The sequence below is a fragment of the Streptomyces sp. NBC_01176 genome (assembly GCF_045039825.1).
Classification (GTDB): Bacteria; Actinomycetota; Actinomycetes; order Streptomycetales; family Streptomycetaceae; genus Streptomyces.
The window spans coordinates 9,058,831-9,076,677 of sequence record NZ_CP108600.1 but is presented as its reverse complement, the minus strand read 5'-3'; the positions used below and the strand labels follow the sequence as shown (position 1 = coordinate 9,076,677).

The following is a 17,847-nucleotide window of genomic DNA, read 5'->3' as shown; positions in this document are numbered from 1 at the left end:
TCGAGCTCCGAATCAGCGGTAGACACCGAACTCGTAGAGCGAGTAGCCCCATCCGGTCCCGCGGGCGGTGCCGTTGACGCGCACGTAGCGGCCGGTGCCCGAGACGTCGAGGTCGTCGACGCCGCCGTTGCCGTCGGTGACCGAGCGGACGGTCGTCCAGTTCTGTCCGTCGTCCGAGGTCTGCACGGTGTAGGCCTTGGCGTACGAGGTCTCCCACACCAGTTGTACGTGCCGGAACGAGGTGCGGGTGCCGAGGTCGACGCGGAGCCACTGGGGGTCGCTCCAGTCGCTGGCCCAGCGGGTGGTGGGGTTGCCGTCGACGGCGCCCGCGGCGGTGCAGGGGCAGTCCCCGCCGCCGGCCTGGGACGAGGACGCGGTGGCCGGCCTGCCGAGGGCGACGTTCGTTCCGCTCGGGACGGGCGGCACCACCCGCACGGAGCGGGTCTCGACACCGACGTTGCCCTTGCCGTCCTTGGCCTTGACGTAGATCTTCCAGACGCCGGGCCGGTCCGGTGCGGTCACCCTGAGCCGGCCGCCGCCGAGATCGGTGGAGGGAAGGGAGATCAGCTGCTTGCTCTGGTCGATGTAGTTGCTGTTGTCCAGGACCTCGTACGTGATCGGATCGCCGTCGGGGTCCGTGGCCTTGACCGAGAGCGTGAGGTCACCCCCGGCGGGCACCTTCGCCGCGTCGCCCTCGACGGTCAGGTCGGAGATGACGGGCGGGGTGTCGTCGTGGGAGGTGTCCGCGCCGTACGCCCTCTTCACGGCGTAGTACGACAGCCGCTTCTCGCCCGCGGGCAGCAGATTGAACCAGATGCCGCCGAAGTCGTACTCGGTGCCGTAGTGGAACATCGTGGCGCCGAGCGCGACACCCGGGTGCCCGGTGACGCAGTTCCACGCCCGGGTGTATCCGTCGGCCTTGGCCCGGTCGGTGGGTTCCGCGGGGACGCCGTTGGCGTCGTCCGGCACCTCCCACTCGCCCGCCGGTCCGGTCTCGGTGATGATGTAGGGCTTCGTGTAACCGCCTTGCTGCCACGCCGACTTCACGTCGCAGACGGCGTTGTAGGCGTTCACCGCGTACAGGTCCAGGTCGGGCGCGTTCTTCTTGTAGTAGGGCCAGGCCCCGGTCCACGCGTCGGTGGAGGTGACCGGGTGGTTGGGGTCGACGGCGTGGATCTTCTTGGTGATGTCGTTGACGAGCGTGGTGTAGGCGTCGCGCTGGCGCTCCAGCTCGTCGCCGCTGTAGCAGTTCTGCAGTCCGAGCACGGACTCGTTGCCGACGTTCCACATCAGGACACCGGGGTTGTCCTTGTAGGTGGCGGCCCACTGGGGGAACTCGGTGAGCACCTGGTTCTTGTAGGTGGTGTCCGTCAGGTAGTTCACGCAGCCGCCGCTGCCCGGGCCGCCGCCGGGTTGCAGCCAGAAACCGGCGATCACCTTGATGCCCTGGGCGGCCGCCGCGTCGAAGAGCGGCTTGCTGGAGGCGTCGGTGCCCCAGGTGCGGACGGTGTTGACGCCCATCGACCTCAGGTCGGGCAGGTAGCGCCCGGCGTCGGCGGTGGACGGCCCCCAGGTGAGGCCTTTGATCTGGTACGGGCTTCCGTCGACGGTCAGTTGCCAGTTGCCCTGCGAGCCGGTGACCTTGACGACGCTGCCGGCCGCCTGCGCGGGGTGGGACGGCAGGGCGAGGGCCCCCGCGGCGAGCAGGCCCGCGGTGACGGGCGCCGCGATACGGCGCCGGGTGGTTCGGGATCCGGTCATGGGTGTCCGTCCGGTGTGCGGGTGAGGGGGAGTCGAAGGGGGCGAGGCGAGGGACGGGGGCGTCCCGCCGGCCGAGGTGTTGCGGACCGGCGGGACGCGACCGCGTCAGGGGAGCCGGTAGTTCGCGTCCAGTGCCGCGCCCGCCTCGGGGTGCGTCTGGTCGTAGCCGCGGGCGTCGCACTGGAGCCCGCCGACGACGCAGTGGTCGACGAGCGCCTTGAGGGTCGGTGCGTCCCACGCGTTGAAGAAGTCGTAGTGGAACGAGTAGCCGGCGCCGCTCGCCAGCCTGACCTGCGACATGTCACCGTTGACCGGGAAGGCCATCTTGAACTCGATCATCGGCAGGGCGACGGGGTGGTCGTCCGGGCAGATGTTGTTGTTGGTGCCGGGATTGACGACGGGATACGCCATGTGACTCTGGTGGTTGGGCGTGTCCAGGTACTTGCCGTCCCAGCAACTGGGGGCCTGGAAACGGATGTTGAGCTGGACGTCGGCCCTGTTCGGGCATTGTTGCGGGAAGTCGACGTTGAAGAAGCTGTCGCCGCACTCCCACCCCTCCACGAACCCGTGGTGGTTGCGGAAGTCGGCCGCCGACTGCATGGGACTGCCGACGACGAAGCGCAGTCCCTTCGGGAAGGGCCGCACGCTGGTGTAGTCGGTGACCCCGGCCTTGTAGTAGATGACCTGGGGGCCCACCGGAAGCACCGGAGTGTCACCCTTGAGCAGGGTCGGCATCCAGTAGGCCGACTTGTCGCCGGGCGCCTTGCAGGTGGTGCCACCGGCGTCGAGCGAGGCGGTGGTGCTGGCCGCGTTCGTCGTGGTGTTGCCCATGAAGGTGTGGTCGTGCGACTTGCCGGGCTGGCCCGGATAGACGATCGGGTCGTCGGGCCGGGTGTGGGACACCGAACAGTTCGCCTGGAACTCGTGGAAGTAGCGGTGCGTAGGCTCCGCCTTGGAGGGGACGACCCCGGTCACCTGCGGGTTCGCCGGGATGTAGCCGTCGCCGTCCGGGTCCTCGGGCGAGGCGAGCGTCGAGGCCGGCATCGCATGACCCGTGTGCACGGTCGTCGACGCGGCCACGGAGGATGCCGGGCCGGCCGCCGGATCGGCGCTCATCGCCACTCCGGCCAGGCCGAGCGAGGTCAGAACCAGCGCGCTGGACATCAGGATTCCTGAGACGATCTTCGATCTCCGTGCCATGGAGACCCTCCTGCCACATCGGTGGGGGCGGTGGGGTCGGGCGGCCGTGAGCGGCGTGGGGTGCACGGTGCTGCCGCGGTCGCCCGCGTGACGGACCATCACATGTGCCGGAATGCATGGGAGAGCGCTCTCCCAGCCAGGAGTGTTGTGGCGGTGACACAGGAGTGTCAAGGGAAACGGACGGAGGATCACTCCCCGCCCTTCGCGCACCTCTTGAACGCAAGCACGCCCCGGAGCGCATACCAGAGGGGGTTCAAATGAGCCTGAACCACCCGATAAACAGGACGAGTTGACGGTTCACTCCGCAACAACATCCGGGACTACGGTCACAACTCTTGACGCGTCGTTCACCTGGATGAAGCATGCATCGGCAAGAGAGCGCTCCCCCATACCTCCCACCGTTCACTTCCTGAACCAGGAGAGTCGCCCCCATGCCTTCAACCCCCACAGAGGCCCAGGACTCGGGCCGGTCGCCGGTGGCACGGCGTTCCGTACTCGGCGCGATGGCCGCCGCCGCGGCCGCTCCCGGGCTGCTCGGACTGTCGTCGCCGGCGTCCGCCGCCCCCGCCGCGCCCGTGAAACAGCCGCAGGCCCTGCCGGGCGGCGGCGACCTCGGCCCGAACGTGATCGTCTTCGACCCCTCCACCGCGGGTATCCAGTCCAGGCTGGACCAGGTCTTCGGGCAGCAGGAGTCGGCCCAGTTCGGCACCGGACGCTACGCGCTGCTGTTCAAACCGGGCACCTACAACGGGCTCAACGCCCAACTCGGCTTCTACACCTCGATCGCGGGCCTCGGGCTGTCCCCGGACGACACCACCATCAACGGCGACGTGACCGTCGACGCGGGATGGTTCAACGGCAACGCGACCCAGAACTTCTGGCGCTCGGCGGAGAACCTGGCTCTCAATCCGGTCAACGGCACCAACCGGTGGGCGGTCGCGCAGGCCGCTCCCTTCCGTCGGATGCACGTCAAGGGCGGTCTCAATCTGGCGCCCAGCGGCTACGGCTGGGCCAGCGGCGGCTACATCGCCGACAGCCGGGTCGACGGCTCGGTCGGACCGTACTCCCAGCAGCAGTGGTACACCCGCGACAGTTCGGTGGGCGGCTGGGCCAACGCCGTCTGGAACATGGTGTTCTCCGGTGTCCAGGGCGCGCCCGCGCAGTCCTTCCCGAACCCGCCCTACACCACGCTCGACACCACACCCGTCTCCCGGGAGAAGCCGTTCCTCTACCTGAACGGCAGTGAGTACCGCGTCTTCCTGCCGGAGAAGCGCACCAACGCGCGCGGCACCACCTGGGGCAGCGGAACCCCGCGCGGCACGTCGCTGCCGCTCAGCCAGTTCTACGTGGCCAAACCCGGTGTCTCCGCCGCCACCCTGAACGCCGCGCTCACCCAGGGACTCCATCTGCTGCTGACGCCGGGGATCTACCACCTCGACCAGCCGATCCAGGTCAACCGCGCGGGCACCGTGGTCCTGGGCCTCGGTTACGCCACCCTGATCCCGGACAACGGCGTCACCGCGCTCAGGACGGCCGACGTCGACGGGGTGCGGCTGGCCGGTTTCCTGATCGACGCCGGGCCGGTCAACTCCTCCACACTCCTGGAGGTCGGGCCTGCCGGGGCCTCGGCGGACCACTCCGCCAACCCGACCACCGTGCAGGACGTCTTCGTCCGGATCGGTGGCGCGGGCGCGGGCAAGGCCACCACCAGCGTGGTCATCAACAGCCGTCACACGATCATCGACCACACCTGGGTCTGGCGCGCCGACCACGGCACGGGCGTCGGCTGGGAGACCAACCGGGCCGACTACGGCATCCGCGTCAACGGCGCCGACGTCCTGGCCACCGGCCTGTTCGTCGAGCACTTCAACAAGTACGACGTCCAGTGGTTCGGCGAGCGCGGGCGCACCATCTTCTTCCAGAACGAGAAGGCGTACGACGCGCCGAACCAGGCCGCCATCCAGAACGGCGGGATCAAGGGGTACGCGGCCTACAAGGTCGACGACTCCGTGACCACGCACGAGGGATGGGGCCTGGGCAGCTACTGCTACTACAACGTCGATCCGACGATCGTCCAGCACCACGGGTTCGCGGCACCGAACAAGCCGGGGGTCAAGTTCCACGACCTGCTGGTCGTCTCGCTGGGCGGCAACGGGCAGTACGAGCGGGTCGTCAACGACACCGGGTCGCCCACCTCGGGGACCTCCACCGTGCCGTCCACGGTGGTCTCCTACCCCTGACCGTGCCCCCGGGAGCCCGCTCTCAGCAGGAGGTGAGGCTCCCGAGGGCGACCGCGTCGGCCATCGCCTGCATCCCCTTGTCGTTGGGGTGCAGGTGATCGCCGCCGTCGAAGAACGGCAGGATGCGCTGCGGGTCGTAGGGACTGCGGGTGATCCTGTCGAAGTCCGTCACACCGTCGAGCGCGCCGCTGGTCCTGATCCACTCGTTGACGCCCTGGCGCACCGCCTCGGATGCGGCGTCGTACTCGGACCAGTCCTTGAACGGCATGACGGTCGCTCCGACGACGCACTTGCCGGCGGCGTGCGCCCGGTCGATGATCTGCCGGTAGCCGGTGATCATGTCGTCCACCGTGACGCCGGTGTGGGCCTTGATGTCGTTGATCCCTTCGAACAGGAACACCGTCCGCACCCCGGGCTGGGAGAGCACATCACGGTCCAGCCGGTTCAGCGCGGCCTGTCCGGCGCCGTCCGCGAGCACCTTGTTGCCCGAGATTCCCTCGTTCGCCACTCCCTTCACGGGGATGCCGGGCGCTGCCTGCAGCCGCTGGGCGAGATAGTCGGGCCAACGGCGGTTGCCGTCCGTGGTCGAGGCCCACCCGTCGGTGATGGAGTCGCCGAGGGCCACCACCGAGCCGACCGTCGTGGGCGTCTCCACGTCGACGGCGTCCAGCCAGTACCAGGAGCCCATCGGATCGGTCCAGTTGGCCGCGCCCTCCTCGGCGGCGTGGTCGCCCGCGGTCGCGTAGTTGGTCTGCATGGCCATGCCGTGACCGGTCGTCGGTCCCTCGGCGCCCGTCACGTACAGACTGATCACCAGATCGCTCCGGGCGGCCAGCTTGCCGGGCAGCGGATCGCTCAGCACCACCTGTCCGGCCGGGACGGTCACGGACGGGGCTCCGCCGTTGAAGGAGAGCCGCCGGTTGGAGCCGTGGACCAGTTCCGCACCCTGCTTGCGCAGCCCGGCGTACGCGCTCGCGAAGGTCACCGGGTGCTCGCCGAAGGCGTTGGACAGCCGGATCCGCAGGTCGGTGCCTCCGACGCTGGTGCGCACGATCAGGCGGTAGCTGCGGTCGGCGGGCCCGGCGCCCTGCCGGTCGGCGCTGGCACCCCAGGTGACGACGGAGTGCCTGCCCTTGGCGGCGGCCGGGTTCGCCACCGCCGCCGGGACCTGTGCCTGCGGCAGGGCCGCCTGCTGCGCCTGCGCCGTCGACGAAGCGGTCAGGGGCCCGCACAGGGCCAGGACCAGGGCCGAGAGGACGCCCACCGCGCGGCGGCGGTACGAGCCGGCGCTCATCCGAGGTTCCGCAGCGTGACGGACTCACCGGGCTTGAGCGTGATCTTCCGTGCGGTGCCGCCCGCGACGACCGTGGTGGCACGGCCGCCGACGCTCTTCAGTGTCACCCGGGTGACCTTGCCGTTCTTCCAGCTGAGGTCGGCGACGAAGCCTCCGCGGACGCCCACGCCGGTCACCGAGCCGGATGCCGACCACGCGGCGGGCAGCGCGGGCAGCAGTTCGACGTGGCCGGGGCGCGAGTAGACCAGCATCTCCACCATCGCGGCCGGGGTGCCGAAGTTCGCCTCGATCTGGAAGATGCCGCGGCCCTGCTCGACCTCGTAGATGTCGAAGAGGTTCATCGCGCTGCCGTTGCTGCCGTCCGACGACGGCTTGAGGTTGTTGACGACGAGCTGGTACGCCTTCTCCGCGTCCTTGAGTCGCGCCCAGCAGAGGCTGCGCCAGGCGTTGGCCCAGCCGAAGCTGTTCATCCCGCGCGCGGTGAGGAGGGCGGTGGCGCCGGCGACGATGTCCTTCGGCGTGGAGTCGTCCGGACGGATCCGGTCGCCGGGGAAGAGCCCGATGAGCGGGGAGAGGTGCCGGTGCGTGGTCTCGCCGAGGTTGTCGGGCGACATCCACTCCTCCAGCCAGCCGGTCTTGGGACTGACCACGGGCAGGTACAGGCGCTTGCGGAGGCCGTCGACGGTCCTGCTGTAGGCGGCGTCCCTGGCGAGTACCCCGGTCGCGGTGCGGAAGTTGCCGAAGAGGTTCCACACGAGTTCCTGGGCGTAGGTGATGCCCTTGGCGTCCAGCGGACCCTGCTCGGGCGACCAGTCGCTGTCGGCGACCAGGACCTCACGCGAAGCACCTGACGCGTCGGTGACGGTCGTGGTGACGAGACGGGCCTCCCAGAACTCCACGGCGCCCTTGAGGAGCGGGTAGATCTTCTTCAGGTAGGTACGGTCCTGAGTATACTCGTAGTGCTCGAACAGGCTCTGGCAGAGCCAGGCGTTGCCCGCCGGGTGCCACCACCAGCCGCCCCCGCCGTACGGGTTGGTGGAGATCGCCACGGTCCAGCCGGCGATCTTCCCGCTGGAGTTCCGGTAGCGGTTGGACGGGTCGTTGAACAGCCGTTGGGTGACGTCCGTCCAGGAGGACAGCTGCGCGAGGCAGTAGTCCGTGAGGGCGTCGAAACAGTCGGAGAGTCCCGCCCGGTCGGCCATCCAGTAGTTCATCTGGATGTTGATGTCGGTGTGGTAGTCGGCCATCCAGTCCGGGTCGTTGCCGTCCAGCCAGGGGCCCTGAAGGCCCATCGGCAGGCTGCCCCGCGACCCGGAGATCATCAGATAGCGGCCGAACTGCAGGTAGGCGGCCTCCAGTTCCGGGTCCGGGACGTCGTCGCGGTGACGTGCCTGTATCCGGCCCCAGGTGTCCAGTTCGCGCTGCGCGGCGGACGACGTACCCAGGTCGATGTCCAGCTGTCCGAACACGCCCCGGAAGTCGGCGACATGGGTGTGCAGCAGGGTGCTCGCCGAGTGGCCCGCCGCGTTCAGGACCTTGGTCCTGGCGAGACGTTCCGGGGCGAGGGACGGGTCGCGGAACTTCTTCGCCGCGTCGGGCGCGTAGTTGGTGCCGCCGCTGACGACGACTGTGAGGTCCTTGCAGCCGTTGAAGGCGATCGACGTACCGTCGACGCGGACCCGGCCCGTGCTGCTGTACGCGGTGACGGCGGCGCCGTACTTGAGGCCGTTGGCGAGGGAGGCGCCGAACGACGCGTAACGTCCGGCGCTGTTGGCGGTGGTGGACTCGCCATGGGTGCCGGCGAGGGTGACGGTGCCGGTGTAGGACCCGCCGCCCCGCTGGGAGAAGTACAGGACGACGGCGTCGTCGGGCCGGCTGGCGAAGATCTCCCGCCGGTAGGTCACGCCCGAGACGTCGTACGAGGTGGTGACCAGGCCCTGGGCCAGGTCGAGGGTGCGGCGGTAGTTGTCGACGCCGCCCAGGTCGTGGTCCGGGATGACGACGTCGAGCTTGGCCAGCAGGGTGAGGGAGCCGAAGTCGTCGCGCCCGTAGGGGAACTGGCCGTCGCTCTGCAGCTTGTCGTTGAGATGCCCGGTCCACAGAGTGGCGTCGGTGATCATCACGAGTTCGTCGGCGGGGTCGTTGCTCACGAGCGCCCCGAGGCGTCCGTTCCCCACCGGCAGCCCCTGCTCGATCATCGAGTGGGCGGAGCCGGGAGCCTGCCACCACAGCTGGTTGCGCGCGGCGCCGGCCGGGGACAGCAGAGGTGACTCGGTGGGACGCCCGGGAGCCGCCGAGGCGGTGAAGGCGGGCAGAGCCCCGAGGGCGGTGACCGCGCCGGCAGCGGCGGCGAGGGCGAGAAAGCCCCTGCGACTGGGCGTGTTGTCGCGAGGTTCGGTGTGCTGGATGTCCACGGTGGTGCACTCCAAATCCGAGAACGGCTCGTGCGGGAACGGCTCGTGCGGGAACGGCTCGTGGGGGGAAGACGGCTGCGGACCGTCGGCGAAGGGGCTGGTCCCCGCGGGGCCCGGGGCGTGTCACCGGGCCCCGCGGGAAGCCGGTCAGACGGACTGCGGTACGACGATCCTGTCGATGTCGGGTGCGTATCCGCTGCCGCTGTCGAAGGTGATGGAGTTGGACCCCGCCTTGAGCGCCAGCTGCACGCTGACGGTCTCGGCCGTACCCCAGTCACCCGTGGACGGGAACTTCAGACTGGTGCCGTTGCCGTTGTTGGAGAGGACGGTCACCGAGCGGGGGTCGCCGCTCACGTAGGCCACCTTGACGGTGTAGATCCCGTCCTTCCTCACCGTGACGTCGTTGATCCGCACCTTGCCGCCGGTGTACAGGTTGCCGACCTTCTTGCCGCCGGAGCAGGCGTCGCACCCGGCGACGGAGGCGTTGCCCGACAGGGTGTTGGCGGTCGCCTCGGCCTCGTAGCTCGTGGTCGTGAGCGCGCTGCCGCCGGGCTTGACGGTGAACAGCCGCGAGCCGTGTGCCGGAAGCGCCTCGGTGATCCTGTTCTTGTGCGTCCCGAGGTTCGCCTTGTTCCACAGGTCGCGCACGGAGGCGTTGCCGGTGAATCCGAAGGACGCCCAGTCGGCGGTGACGGAGGCCGGCGAGTCGCCGAGGTTGAACAGGGCGACGGTGTAGCTGCCGTCGGAGTTCTTGGTGCCCCAGACCTGCTGGTCGCCGACCGGGGTGACCGGACGCGCGACGGGCGAGTCGTTCTGGTCGACGCCGATGACCTCCTCGTTGGTCAGCAGGGAGACGCCGTAGCTGTCCAGCTTGGTGATGTCGTCACCCGTGAACAGCGGCGACTTGTTGATGGCCCACAGCGTCATGTAGCTCTGCCGCTCGGCCTTGGTGAGGCCGTCCATCTCGCCGTTGCCGACGTCGATGGCGTCCAGGTCGTTCCAGCCGCCCGGGGCCGCCTTGCGGCTCCACGCCGGTGCGTCGTCCCACCGGTCGTTGACCGAGTTCTCCCAGGTGACCAGGGTGTTGCAGTAGCACTCGACGTCGGTGTCGATGCGCCAGCCGTTGGAGTACTGCTTCCAGTCGGCGGCGTGGCCTATGTCGAGCGACCAGGACAGTTCGAGGTGGATCGGGCGGCCGGCGGTGGCGATGGCCTTCTGCCAGGCCGCGACGTCGGCGACGTTGTTGTAGTTGTCACCGGACTTGAACGAGCCCGGGCCCACACCGTCCAGCTTGAGGAAGTCGTAGCCCCAGTCGGCGAACTGCTGCGCCTGCGAGTCGATGTACTTCTGCGCACACGGGTTGTCGAAGTCCAGCTTGTAGGCGTTGTCCCAGCCGTTGGTGGTGCGCAGGTCCGAGTAGACCACGTCGGCGGTGGTGCAGCCCGGGGCGTTCCAGACCGGCACCTTGCCGTCGCCGTAGGCCCCCTTCTCCAGGCCGACGGGCAGGTAGATGCCGGCCTTGAGGCCCTTGGAGTGGATGTGGTCGGCGACCGACTTCATGCCGTGCGGGAAACGGACGGGGTCGGGGGTCTGCCGGCCGTACTGGTCGAAGCCGGTCTTCCAGCTCTTGTCCATCCACCAGCCGGCGTCGATGTTGACGTGGTCGTAGCCGTACTTCTTGAGCTTGGCGGCGAGGGCGTCCGTCTGCTTCAGGACGTTCGCCTCGGTGAGGTAGCTGTAGTCGCCGTCCGGGTTGAGACCGGGGTACTTCGACGACTGCATGCTCCAACTCGACCAGCCCATGTAGGGCTTGGCGGCCACCGCGGGGGCGGCCTTGGCCGGGGCGGCCTTGGCGGAAGCGGCCTCGGCGGCTGCCGGGCCGGCGTGCGCGGCCGGGGCGGTGGTCGCGATGCCCGCGGTGAGGGCGAGGACGACCATGGCTCTCAGGGCGCGGGTGGGCAGGACGGGGTACGAGGGTGACCGCATGGGTCGTGCCTCCTGGGAGTGGGTTCAGGGCGGGGCGGCTCAGCCCTTGCCCGAGCCGATGGTGAGTCCGCTGATGAACTGGCGCTGGAGCGCGAAGTACACCAGCAGCGTGGGGATCGCGGTCATCAGGGCGCCGGCCGCGATGAGGTTGGGATTGGTGAAGTACTGGCCCTGCAGGTTGGCCAGGGCCGAGGTGACGGGGCGCTTGTCGCCGGTCTCGATCAGCGCGAGCGGCCAGAAGAAGTCGTTGTAGATCCAGATCGATTCGAGGGTCGCCAGGGCCGCGAACGCGGGGCGGCACAACGGCAGGACGATCTGGAAGAACTGTCGCCAGACCGGGGCGCCGTCCACGAGCGCCGCCTCGGAGATCTCCTTGGGGATCGTCTTCATGTAGTTGCTGAGGACGAAGGTGCAGAACCCCGACTGGTAGGCGATGTGGATGGCGATGATGCCCCACACCGAGTTGTAGAGCAGCAGTGAGTCGCTCATCCACTGCGGCAGTGGGACCAGGAGGTAGAGGCGGTACAGGGGGGTGATGAGGACCTGCGCCGGGAGCAGGTTGCCCGCCGTGAACAGCATCAGCAGGACGATGTTCCAGCGGAAGTCGAAGCGGGAGACGAAGAAGGCGACCGCCGCCGAGAACAGCAGCGTGCCCAGGACCGCGGGGACGGTGATGAGGACGGAGTTCCAGAAGAAGTGCGGCATCCCGGACTGCTGCCAGGCGTCCGTGAAGTTGCCGAGGCTCAGGCTGCGCGGCCAGGACAGATAGCCGTGCTTCGCGGTGTCCGAGTAGGGCCGCAGCGAGGTGTAGACGGCCCAGAGCAGCGGGACGAGCCAGAGCACGGCGATGCCGGCGAGCATCACGTGGCGGCCGGTCTGACGGCGGGGCCCCTTGCCGGTCCCCGGCGGCTCGTGCCGGGCCGTGGTCCCAGCGCCCGGCCGCGTCATGGTCGTGGTCACCGGTCCTCCTTGCGGAAGGTCTGGACGAGGAAGGTCCCGATGGCGGCGAGGGAGACCAGGAGCAGCACGACCGCGAGGGCGGAGCCGTAACCGATGTGGCTGGACTCACCGATGATGTTGTCGGTGATGAGCAGGGAGAGCAGTTCCATGCCGGGTTTGCTGCCGACGCCGCCGCCGAGGACGTAGACGATGTCGAAGGCCCGCAGGGACTCCATGACCGTGACGACCAGGATGATGATGTTGACCGGTTTCATGGCGGGGAACACCACCCGCAGGAAGGTCTGACGGCCGTTGGCACCGTCGAGTGCGGCGGCCTCCTTGAGCGCCGGGTCGAAGCCCTTCAGGCCGGCCAGGTAGAGGATCATGATGTAGCCGGTGTGCCGCCAGCCCGAGGCGACGAGGACGGCCCACAGGTTGAGGTCCGCGTTGCCGAGCCAGTCGATGTGGTGACTCGAACCGGCCGCGTTCAGAAGGCCGTTGAGGAGTCCGGTGTCGGGGTTGTAAATGATCTCCCAGATGAAGCCGACGACGGCCAGGGAGAGGACCATCGGCAGGAAGATCGCGGTCTGGTAGATCCTGGTGAAACGGATCTTCCGGTCGAGCTGGTAGGCGAGGAAGATGCCGAACGGTGTGGGCAGCAGGGCCGTGAACAGCAGCCAGATGACGTTGTGCCGCACCGCGGGCCAGAACGGCGGGTAGTTGGTGAAGATCTGCTGGTAGTTGTCCAGGCCGATCCAGTGGATGTCGGCCAGGTCGATGCCGTCCCAGGTGGTGAAGGACAGCCCCAGGGAGGCCAGCGCGGGCAGCCAGACGAAGAAGAGCAGGGCGGCGAGCGGGATGCCGATGGCGACGGTCAGGAAGAGCCGGTCGCCGGGGCCGAGACGGCGGGGACGCGTGGGGCGACGCGTGCGGGGACGGTCCGGCACGTCGGGCGTGACGGGTGCGGCGGGCGTGACAGGGGTGGAGGACACGGTGCGGGAGACCTTTCCGGTCCTGGTCAGACCGTGAAGAATCGCGAGCGCTGGGATTCGATCTTCTTCAGCGTTCCCGAGCCGTCGTCGGGGTGGCCGAGCCACTGGGTCAGGCCGGGGAGCACGACGGTGGAGATGAAACCGGGGTCGCTGTCGCGGTCCGCGAACTGGCTGATGTGCTTGGCGGACGCGATGAGTTCCGCGGACTTCTTCTGGAGCGCGTTGTACGAGCCGGTGTTCGCCTGCTCGTTGACGGCGAGGTTGCTCGGGTCGACCCCCATGTACAACTCCTCGGCGTGGGCGCCCCCGAGGAACTCCAGGAACTTCTTGGCGCCGTCCGCGTTCTTGGGCCTGCGGCTGAGCATGAAGCCGTCGGTGGGGGCCTCGACGGCGTCCTGTCCGTGGGCGGAGTCGATCTCGGGGAAGGGGAAGAAGTCGATGTCGGCGCGGATCGCCTCGTCGCTGATCTGCTGGCCGAGGAAGAGCCCGATGACGGCCATGCCCGACTTCTTGTCCAGCAGCGACTGCGCGGCGTCCTGCCAGGAGCGGCCGCCCGCGCCCTGCTGGTAGTAGGGCGTGAGTTCGCGCCAGTGGTCGAGGGTGGCGACGGCGCGCGGGTCGGTCCAGGAGACCTTGCCGCGCATCAGCGACATGTGGAAGTCGTAGCCGTTGGTGCGCAGGTTCAGGTAGTCGAAGGCGCCGAGGATGCTCCAGCTGTCGCCGCCGCCGTACCCGGAGGCGATCGGGGACAGGCCGTCCCGCTTCATGCGCTTGGCGAGCGCAACGAACTCGCTCCACTTCTGCGGGACTTGGTAGCCGCGTTCCTTGAAGAGGCTCTTGCGGTAGAAGACCGCCCACGGGTAGTTGTACAGCGGAACGAAGTAGTACTTTCCGTCCTCGCCGCGGGAGAGCTGCTTGGTGGCGTCGCTGAAGCCGGCGCCTATCTTGTCCCACACGTCGTCGAGCGGCGTGCAGAGCTTCTTCTTGGCGAAGTACTGCATGCGGTATCCGGCGAACCACGTGAAGACGTCGTCCGGAGTGCCCTGCAGATAGGTGGAGATGCTCTTCTGGAAGGTGTCGTGGTCGACGGTGTTCGTCTTCACCGTCAGACCGCTGTCCTTGCCGAACGCCTTGGTCAGGGCGGCGTAGGCGGACTTGGGGGTGGCGTCGGCGCCGTTGGAGCCGAAGGTGACCGTCTTCGGGTCGGCCCCCGCTCCCCCGCCGCACGCGGTCAGTACGGGCGCGGCCAGTGCGGCGGCGCCGAGTCCGAACAGCCCGCCGACCACTCTGCGCCGGCCGGGGTCACGCGCAGCCAGGGGATTGCGGCTCTGCTGCGTCATCGTCGCTCCTCATGCGTGTCATTACGTGGTTGGTCTTCGGTGCGTGTCTGCGGTCGAAAGGTCGGGGCCCGATGCGAGTTCGCGGCCGATGCGGGTGCGTGGTCGGTGCGGGTGCGTGACCGATGCGGGGGACGACCCGTACGTGGCTGGTCCTCGGTGCGCGCTCCGTCCTCAGTGCGCTTCCGATGTGATGAAGGACTGGATCGCGGTGGCCGCGGCCCCGCGCGCCCACTCCTCGAAGGGCAGCGGGCGGGTCTGTACGTCGCACATCGCGGCCGACCCGAAGGCGGCCGCACCGAACGCGTCGCGGATCTGTTCGGCGAACAGGTCGTAGGCGGCGAGTCCTTCGCCGGAGATGATCACACGCTCGGGGCCGAGGAGGTTGGCCACCGTCGCGATGCCGCGGCCGATCGCCTCGCCCGCGCGGGCGTACACCTCGCGCGCTCCGGGGTCGCCGTCGTGGGCCAGGTCCAGCGCCGCGGCGGCGTCGGCCACCCGCACGCCCGTCACCTCCCGCACCCGGGCGACGATCGCCGAGTCCGAGGCGATCGCCTCGACACAGCCGCGGTTGCCGCAGTGGCACAGCGGACCGGCCGGGTCGATGGCGACATGCCCGATCTCACCGGCCACGCCGTGGGCTCCCGCCACCACCTGACCGTGCACGACCAGGCCGCAGCCGATGCCCGCGCCGACGGTCACCACCGCGAAGTCGGACAGACCCACGCCGGCGCCGAACCACTGCTCGGCCACGGTCAGGGCCCGTACGTCGTTGTCCACGGTGACGGGAAGTCCGGTGGTCATGCCGGCCAGTTCGGCCAGCGGCACGTCGCGCCATTCCAGGAACGGCGAGTAGCGCACCACTCCGGCCGAGCGGTCCACGTCGCCGGAGACGGCGATGCCGATGCCCTGGACCCGCACCCCGAAGCCGTCCGCCTCCGTCAGCAGCTCCTGGACGAGCGCCGCGGCCGAGGCCAGCACCGACCCGGGCGCCCGGGACGTGAGCGGGACGTGCCGGGCGACCCTGATACGGCAGCACAGGTCGGTGAGGACGGCGATGAGTTCGTCGCCCGTGACCTTGATCCCGATGAACAGGGCCCTTCCTCCGTCGACCCGCACCGGGTTGGCGGGCCGTCCGAGGGCGGGCTGCCGCGCGTCCTCGGCGACGTCCTCGAGGAGATAGCCCGCCTCGATGAGGGGACGGACCGCCTTGGTGACCGCCGCGGCCGACAGCCGGGTCCGCCCCGCTATCTCCGACCGCGTGAGCGGGCCGTGGGACAGCACGGTGGTGAAGATCTGGGAGGCGGCCGGCGTATGGGCCGGGAACGCCTCGGGGGGAGAGGTCGAGCGCATGGCCGGAACCTAGGGTCATTATTTTCTGCTGTCAATGAAAGAAACAGGATTCGCCTGAGGATGCTTGATGAGGTGCCTGTGACCTGCGAATGCAAAACCTGGATGGGGCATTGACACGTGATCCATGGTCGGGGTTGGCTTTCGCTCGTCTCGTACGTGGCACCGTCTGAACGTGAGGACCCATGTCGCCGATCTCCTTCGCCCCGGACACCGGGGTCTGGCTGCTGTCCACCCCGCGCACCTCGTACGCGCTGCGGGTCGACGAGACCGGGGCGCCGTGCCACGTCGCGTGGGGGCCGCGGCTGACCCTCGAAGAGGCCGAGCGGATCGCCGCCGTCCCCCCGGCCGTCGCGGCCAGCAGCTTCGAGGGCAGACCCGGGGTCGGGGAGGAGCTCCCCGTCGACGGCGGGACGCGTTACGGACCGCCGTCCCTGCAGGTCCATTTCGAGGACGGGTCCCGTGCCTTCGAGTGGCAGCCGGCGGGCCACGACGTGCGCGAGGGCGAGGGCGAGGGCGAGCTGACCCTGTCGTTCCGGGACCGTCGCTACCCCCTGCGGGTGGAGCTCCACTACCGGGTGCGCGACGACACGGACGTCATCGAGCGCTGGACGGTCGTGCGCAACCTGGGCGACGAGCCGGTCACCCTGCTGCGGGCCGACTCGGCCGCGTGGGCCCTGCCGCTGCTGCGGGACTACCGGCTCGCCCACGTCACGGGCCAGTGGTCCGCCGAGAGCCGGCTCCACCGGGACCGACTGGCCCACGGTGAAACGGTGTTGACCAGTCGCCGCGGGATCACCAGCCATCACGCGAACCCCTGGGTGATGCTCGACTCGGGCGAGGCGACGGAGGACCACGGCCGGGTGTGGAGCGCCGCCCTCGCGTGGAGCGGGAGTTGGCGCATCACCGTGCAGCGAACCCCCGACGGACGGGCCGGATTCACCGGCGGCCTCGGCCAGGACGGCACGACCGTGCCGCTCGCGCCGGGCGAGGAGTTCACCGCTCCCCCGTTCGCGGGCCTGTGCACCGACGGCGGCTTCGGCGCGGCCAGCCGTGCCTGGCACGCATACGTCCTGTCGCATGTGCTGCCGCACGCGCGGGAGGACGCGCCGGTGCTCTACAACTCCTGGGAGGCGACCGGCTTCGACGTCGACGAGGTCGGACAGAAGGCACTGGCCGAGCGGGCCGCGGCGCTCGGGGTGGAGCTGTACGTCGTCGACGACGGGTGGTTCGGGGCGCGCCGCAGCGACCACGCGGGACTGGGCGACTGGACGCCGGCGACCGACCGGTTCCCGGACGGGCTCGCGCCCCTGGTCCGCGCGGTGCACGGTCTCGGGATGCGCTTCGGCCTCTGGGTGGAGCCCGAGATGGTGAACCCGGACAGTGACCTGTACCGCCGGCACCCCGACTGGGTCCTGCACTTCCCCGGCCGGCCCCGCTCCGAGCTGCGCAACCAGTTGGTCCTCAACTTCGCCCGCCGCGAGGTCGCCGACTGGGCCTACGCGTGGCTGACCCGGCTGGTCGGCGACCACGGCATCGACTTCCTCAAGTGGGACATGAACCGCGCGTTCAGCGAGGCGGGCTGGCCCGGGCAGCAGGACGGCACGGACCGCCTCGGACCGCAGTACGTGCGCAACCTCTACGGTGTTCTCGACCGGCTGCGCGCGGATCATCCGGCGCTGCGGATCGAGTCGTGCAGCGGCGGGGGCGGCCGGGTCGACCTGGGCATTCTCGCCCGTACGGACCAGGCGTGGGCCTCGGACAACACCGACGCAGCCGACCGGATGTGGATCCAGCACGGATACGGCCAGGTCTACCCCGCGCGCACCATGGGCGCGTGGGTGACGGACGTGCCCAACCAGCTCACCGGCCGTACGGTCCCGCTGCGTTTCCGCTTCCATGTGGCGATGGCCGGGGCGCTGGGCATCGGCGGTGACCTCACCCGCTGGTCCGAGGACGAACTGCGCGAAGGCGCCGCGCTGGTGGCCGAGTACAAGAAGGCGCGCCACCTCGTGCAGCACGGCGTGCTGGACCGGCTCGCGCCGCCCGCGGAGGACTCCGTCGCCGTGCTGCAGTACACCGCCGCGGACGCCTCGGAGACGCTGCTGCTGGCGTATCGCCGGGTGGCCCGGCACGGCAGCCCGTGTCCGCCGGTCCGGCTGCGTGGCCTGACCCCCTCGGCCCGCTACCGCGACGCGCGCACCGGCGCCGTGCACCACTCCACCGTGCTCGGGGAGTACGGACTCCTTCTGGATCTGCCGGAGGGCGACTGGTCGAGCACGACGGTGCACCTGGTCCGGGAGGCCTGAGCCGGCGGCTCCGAGCCGGTGATCC

At 69.5% G+C, this 17,847-nt stretch carries 11 protein-coding genes; 2 read left to right on the top strand and 9 right to left on the bottom strand.

Annotated elements, in window-relative coordinates; genetic code table 11:
- Positions 1–12: 12 nt before the first annotated feature.
- Positions 13–1,761, bottom strand: coding sequence for a discoidin domain-containing protein (locus OG199_RS39495; RefSeq protein WP_401803681.1), 1,749 nt, complete (start codon positions 1,759–1,761; stop codon positions 13–15).
- Positions 1,762–1,866: 105 nt separating this feature from the next.
- Entirely contained in the window at positions 1,867–2,961 is a 1,095-nt protein-coding gene (locus tag OG199_RS39490) for a DUF1996 domain-containing protein (protein ID WP_351724419.1), read from the bottom strand.
- Positions 2,962–3,392: 431 nt separating this feature from the next.
- On the opposite strand from OG199_RS39490, the gene OG199_RS39485 reads away from it, so the two are divergent.
- Positions 3,393–5,201 (top strand): coagulation factor 5/8 type domain-containing protein, encoded by a 1,809-nt coding sequence (locus OG199_RS39485; RefSeq protein WP_405833672.1) that lies wholly within the window; start codon positions 3,393–3,395, stop codon positions 5,199–5,201.
- 22 nt (positions 5,202–5,223) lie between these two features.
- On the opposite strand, the gene OG199_RS39480 is transcribed toward OG199_RS39485, so the two are convergent.
- From OG199_RS39480 to OG199_RS39450, 7 genes are all read right to left on the bottom strand, one after another.
- Complete coding sequence (locus OG199_RS39480) at positions 5,224–6,495, bottom strand: SGNH/GDSL hydrolase family protein (protein WP_405833670.1); 1,272 nt, start codon at positions 6,493–6,495, stop codon at positions 5,224–5,226.
- Positions 6,492–8,909 (bottom strand): glycosyl hydrolase family 95 catalytic domain-containing protein, encoded by a 2,418-nt coding sequence (locus OG199_RS39475; protein ID WP_405833668.1) that lies wholly within the window; start codon positions 8,907–8,909, stop codon positions 6,492–6,494. Before OG199_RS39475 ends, OG199_RS39480 begins: the two co-directional genes overlap by 4 nt.
- Before the next feature lie 147 nt (positions 8,910–9,056).
- Complete coding sequence (locus OG199_RS39470) at positions 9,057–10,895, bottom strand: CBM35 domain-containing protein (RefSeq protein WP_356800293.1); 1,839 nt, start codon at positions 10,893–10,895, stop codon at positions 9,057–9,059.
- A gap of 39 nt (positions 10,896–10,934) precedes the next feature.
- On the bottom strand, positions 10,935–11,855 hold the full coding sequence (locus OG199_RS39465) for a carbohydrate ABC transporter permease (RefSeq protein WP_405833666.1): 921 nt from the start codon (positions 11,853–11,855) through the stop codon (positions 10,935–10,937).
- Positions 11,852–12,826, bottom strand: a complete 975-nt coding sequence (locus OG199_RS39460) for a carbohydrate ABC transporter permease (RefSeq protein ID WP_401803694.1) — start codon at positions 12,824–12,826, stop codon at positions 11,852–11,854. The genes OG199_RS39465 and OG199_RS39460 overlap by 4 nt, the downstream gene beginning before the upstream one ends.
- Before the next feature lie 26 nt (positions 12,827–12,852).
- Complete coding sequence (locus tag OG199_RS39455) at positions 12,853–14,166, bottom strand: ABC transporter substrate-binding protein (protein ID WP_405833663.1); 1,314 nt, start codon at positions 14,164–14,166, stop codon at positions 12,853–12,855.
- 171 nt (positions 14,167–14,337) lie between these two features.
- Entirely contained in the window at positions 14,338–15,516 is a 1,179-nt protein-coding gene (locus OG199_RS39450; protein WP_356800297.1) for an ROK family transcriptional regulator, read from the bottom strand.
- Positions 15,517–15,698: 182 nt separating this feature from the next.
- Between OG199_RS39450 and OG199_RS39445 the strand changes: the two genes are divergently transcribed.
- Entirely contained in the window at positions 15,699–17,822 is a 2,124-nt protein-coding gene (locus OG199_RS39445; RefSeq protein WP_405833661.1) for an alpha-galactosidase, read from the top strand.
- Positions 17,823–17,847: the final 25 nt, after the last annotated feature.

What these genes read in the sequence shown, in the direction of transcription:
- OG199_RS39480 (WP_405833670.1), bottom strand. Translation starts at nt 6,495, where the DNA reads ATGAGCGCCGGCTCGTACCGCCGCCGCGCGGTGGGCGTCCTCTCGGCC.
- OG199_RS39470 (WP_356800293.1), bottom strand. Translation starts at nt 10,895, where the DNA reads ATGCGGTCACCCTCGTACCCCGTCCTGCCCACCCGCGCCCTGAGAGCC.
- OG199_RS39450 (WP_356800297.1), bottom strand. Translation starts at nt 15,516, where the DNA reads ATGCGCTCGACCTCTCCCCCCGAGGCGTTCCCGGCCCATACGCCGGCC.
- OG199_RS39445 (WP_405833661.1), top strand. Translation starts at nt 15,699, where the DNA reads ATGTCGCCGATCTCCTTCGCCCCGGACACCGGGGTCTGGCTGCTGTCC.
- OG199_RS39455 (WP_405833663.1), bottom strand. Translation starts at nt 14,166, where the DNA reads ATGACGCAGCAGAGCCGCAATCCCCTGGCTGCGCGTGACCCCGGCCGG.
- OG199_RS39490 (WP_351724419.1), bottom strand. Translation starts at nt 2,961, where the DNA reads ATGGCACGGAGATCGAAGATCGTCTCAGGAATCCTGATGTCCAGCGCG.
- OG199_RS39485 (WP_405833672.1), top strand. Translation starts at nt 3,393, where the DNA reads ATGCCTTCAACCCCCACAGAGGCCCAGGACTCGGGCCGGTCGCCGGTG.
- OG199_RS39495 (WP_401803681.1), bottom strand. Translation starts at nt 1,761, where the DNA reads ATGACCGGATCCCGAACCACCCGGCGCCGTATCGCGGCGCCCGTCACC.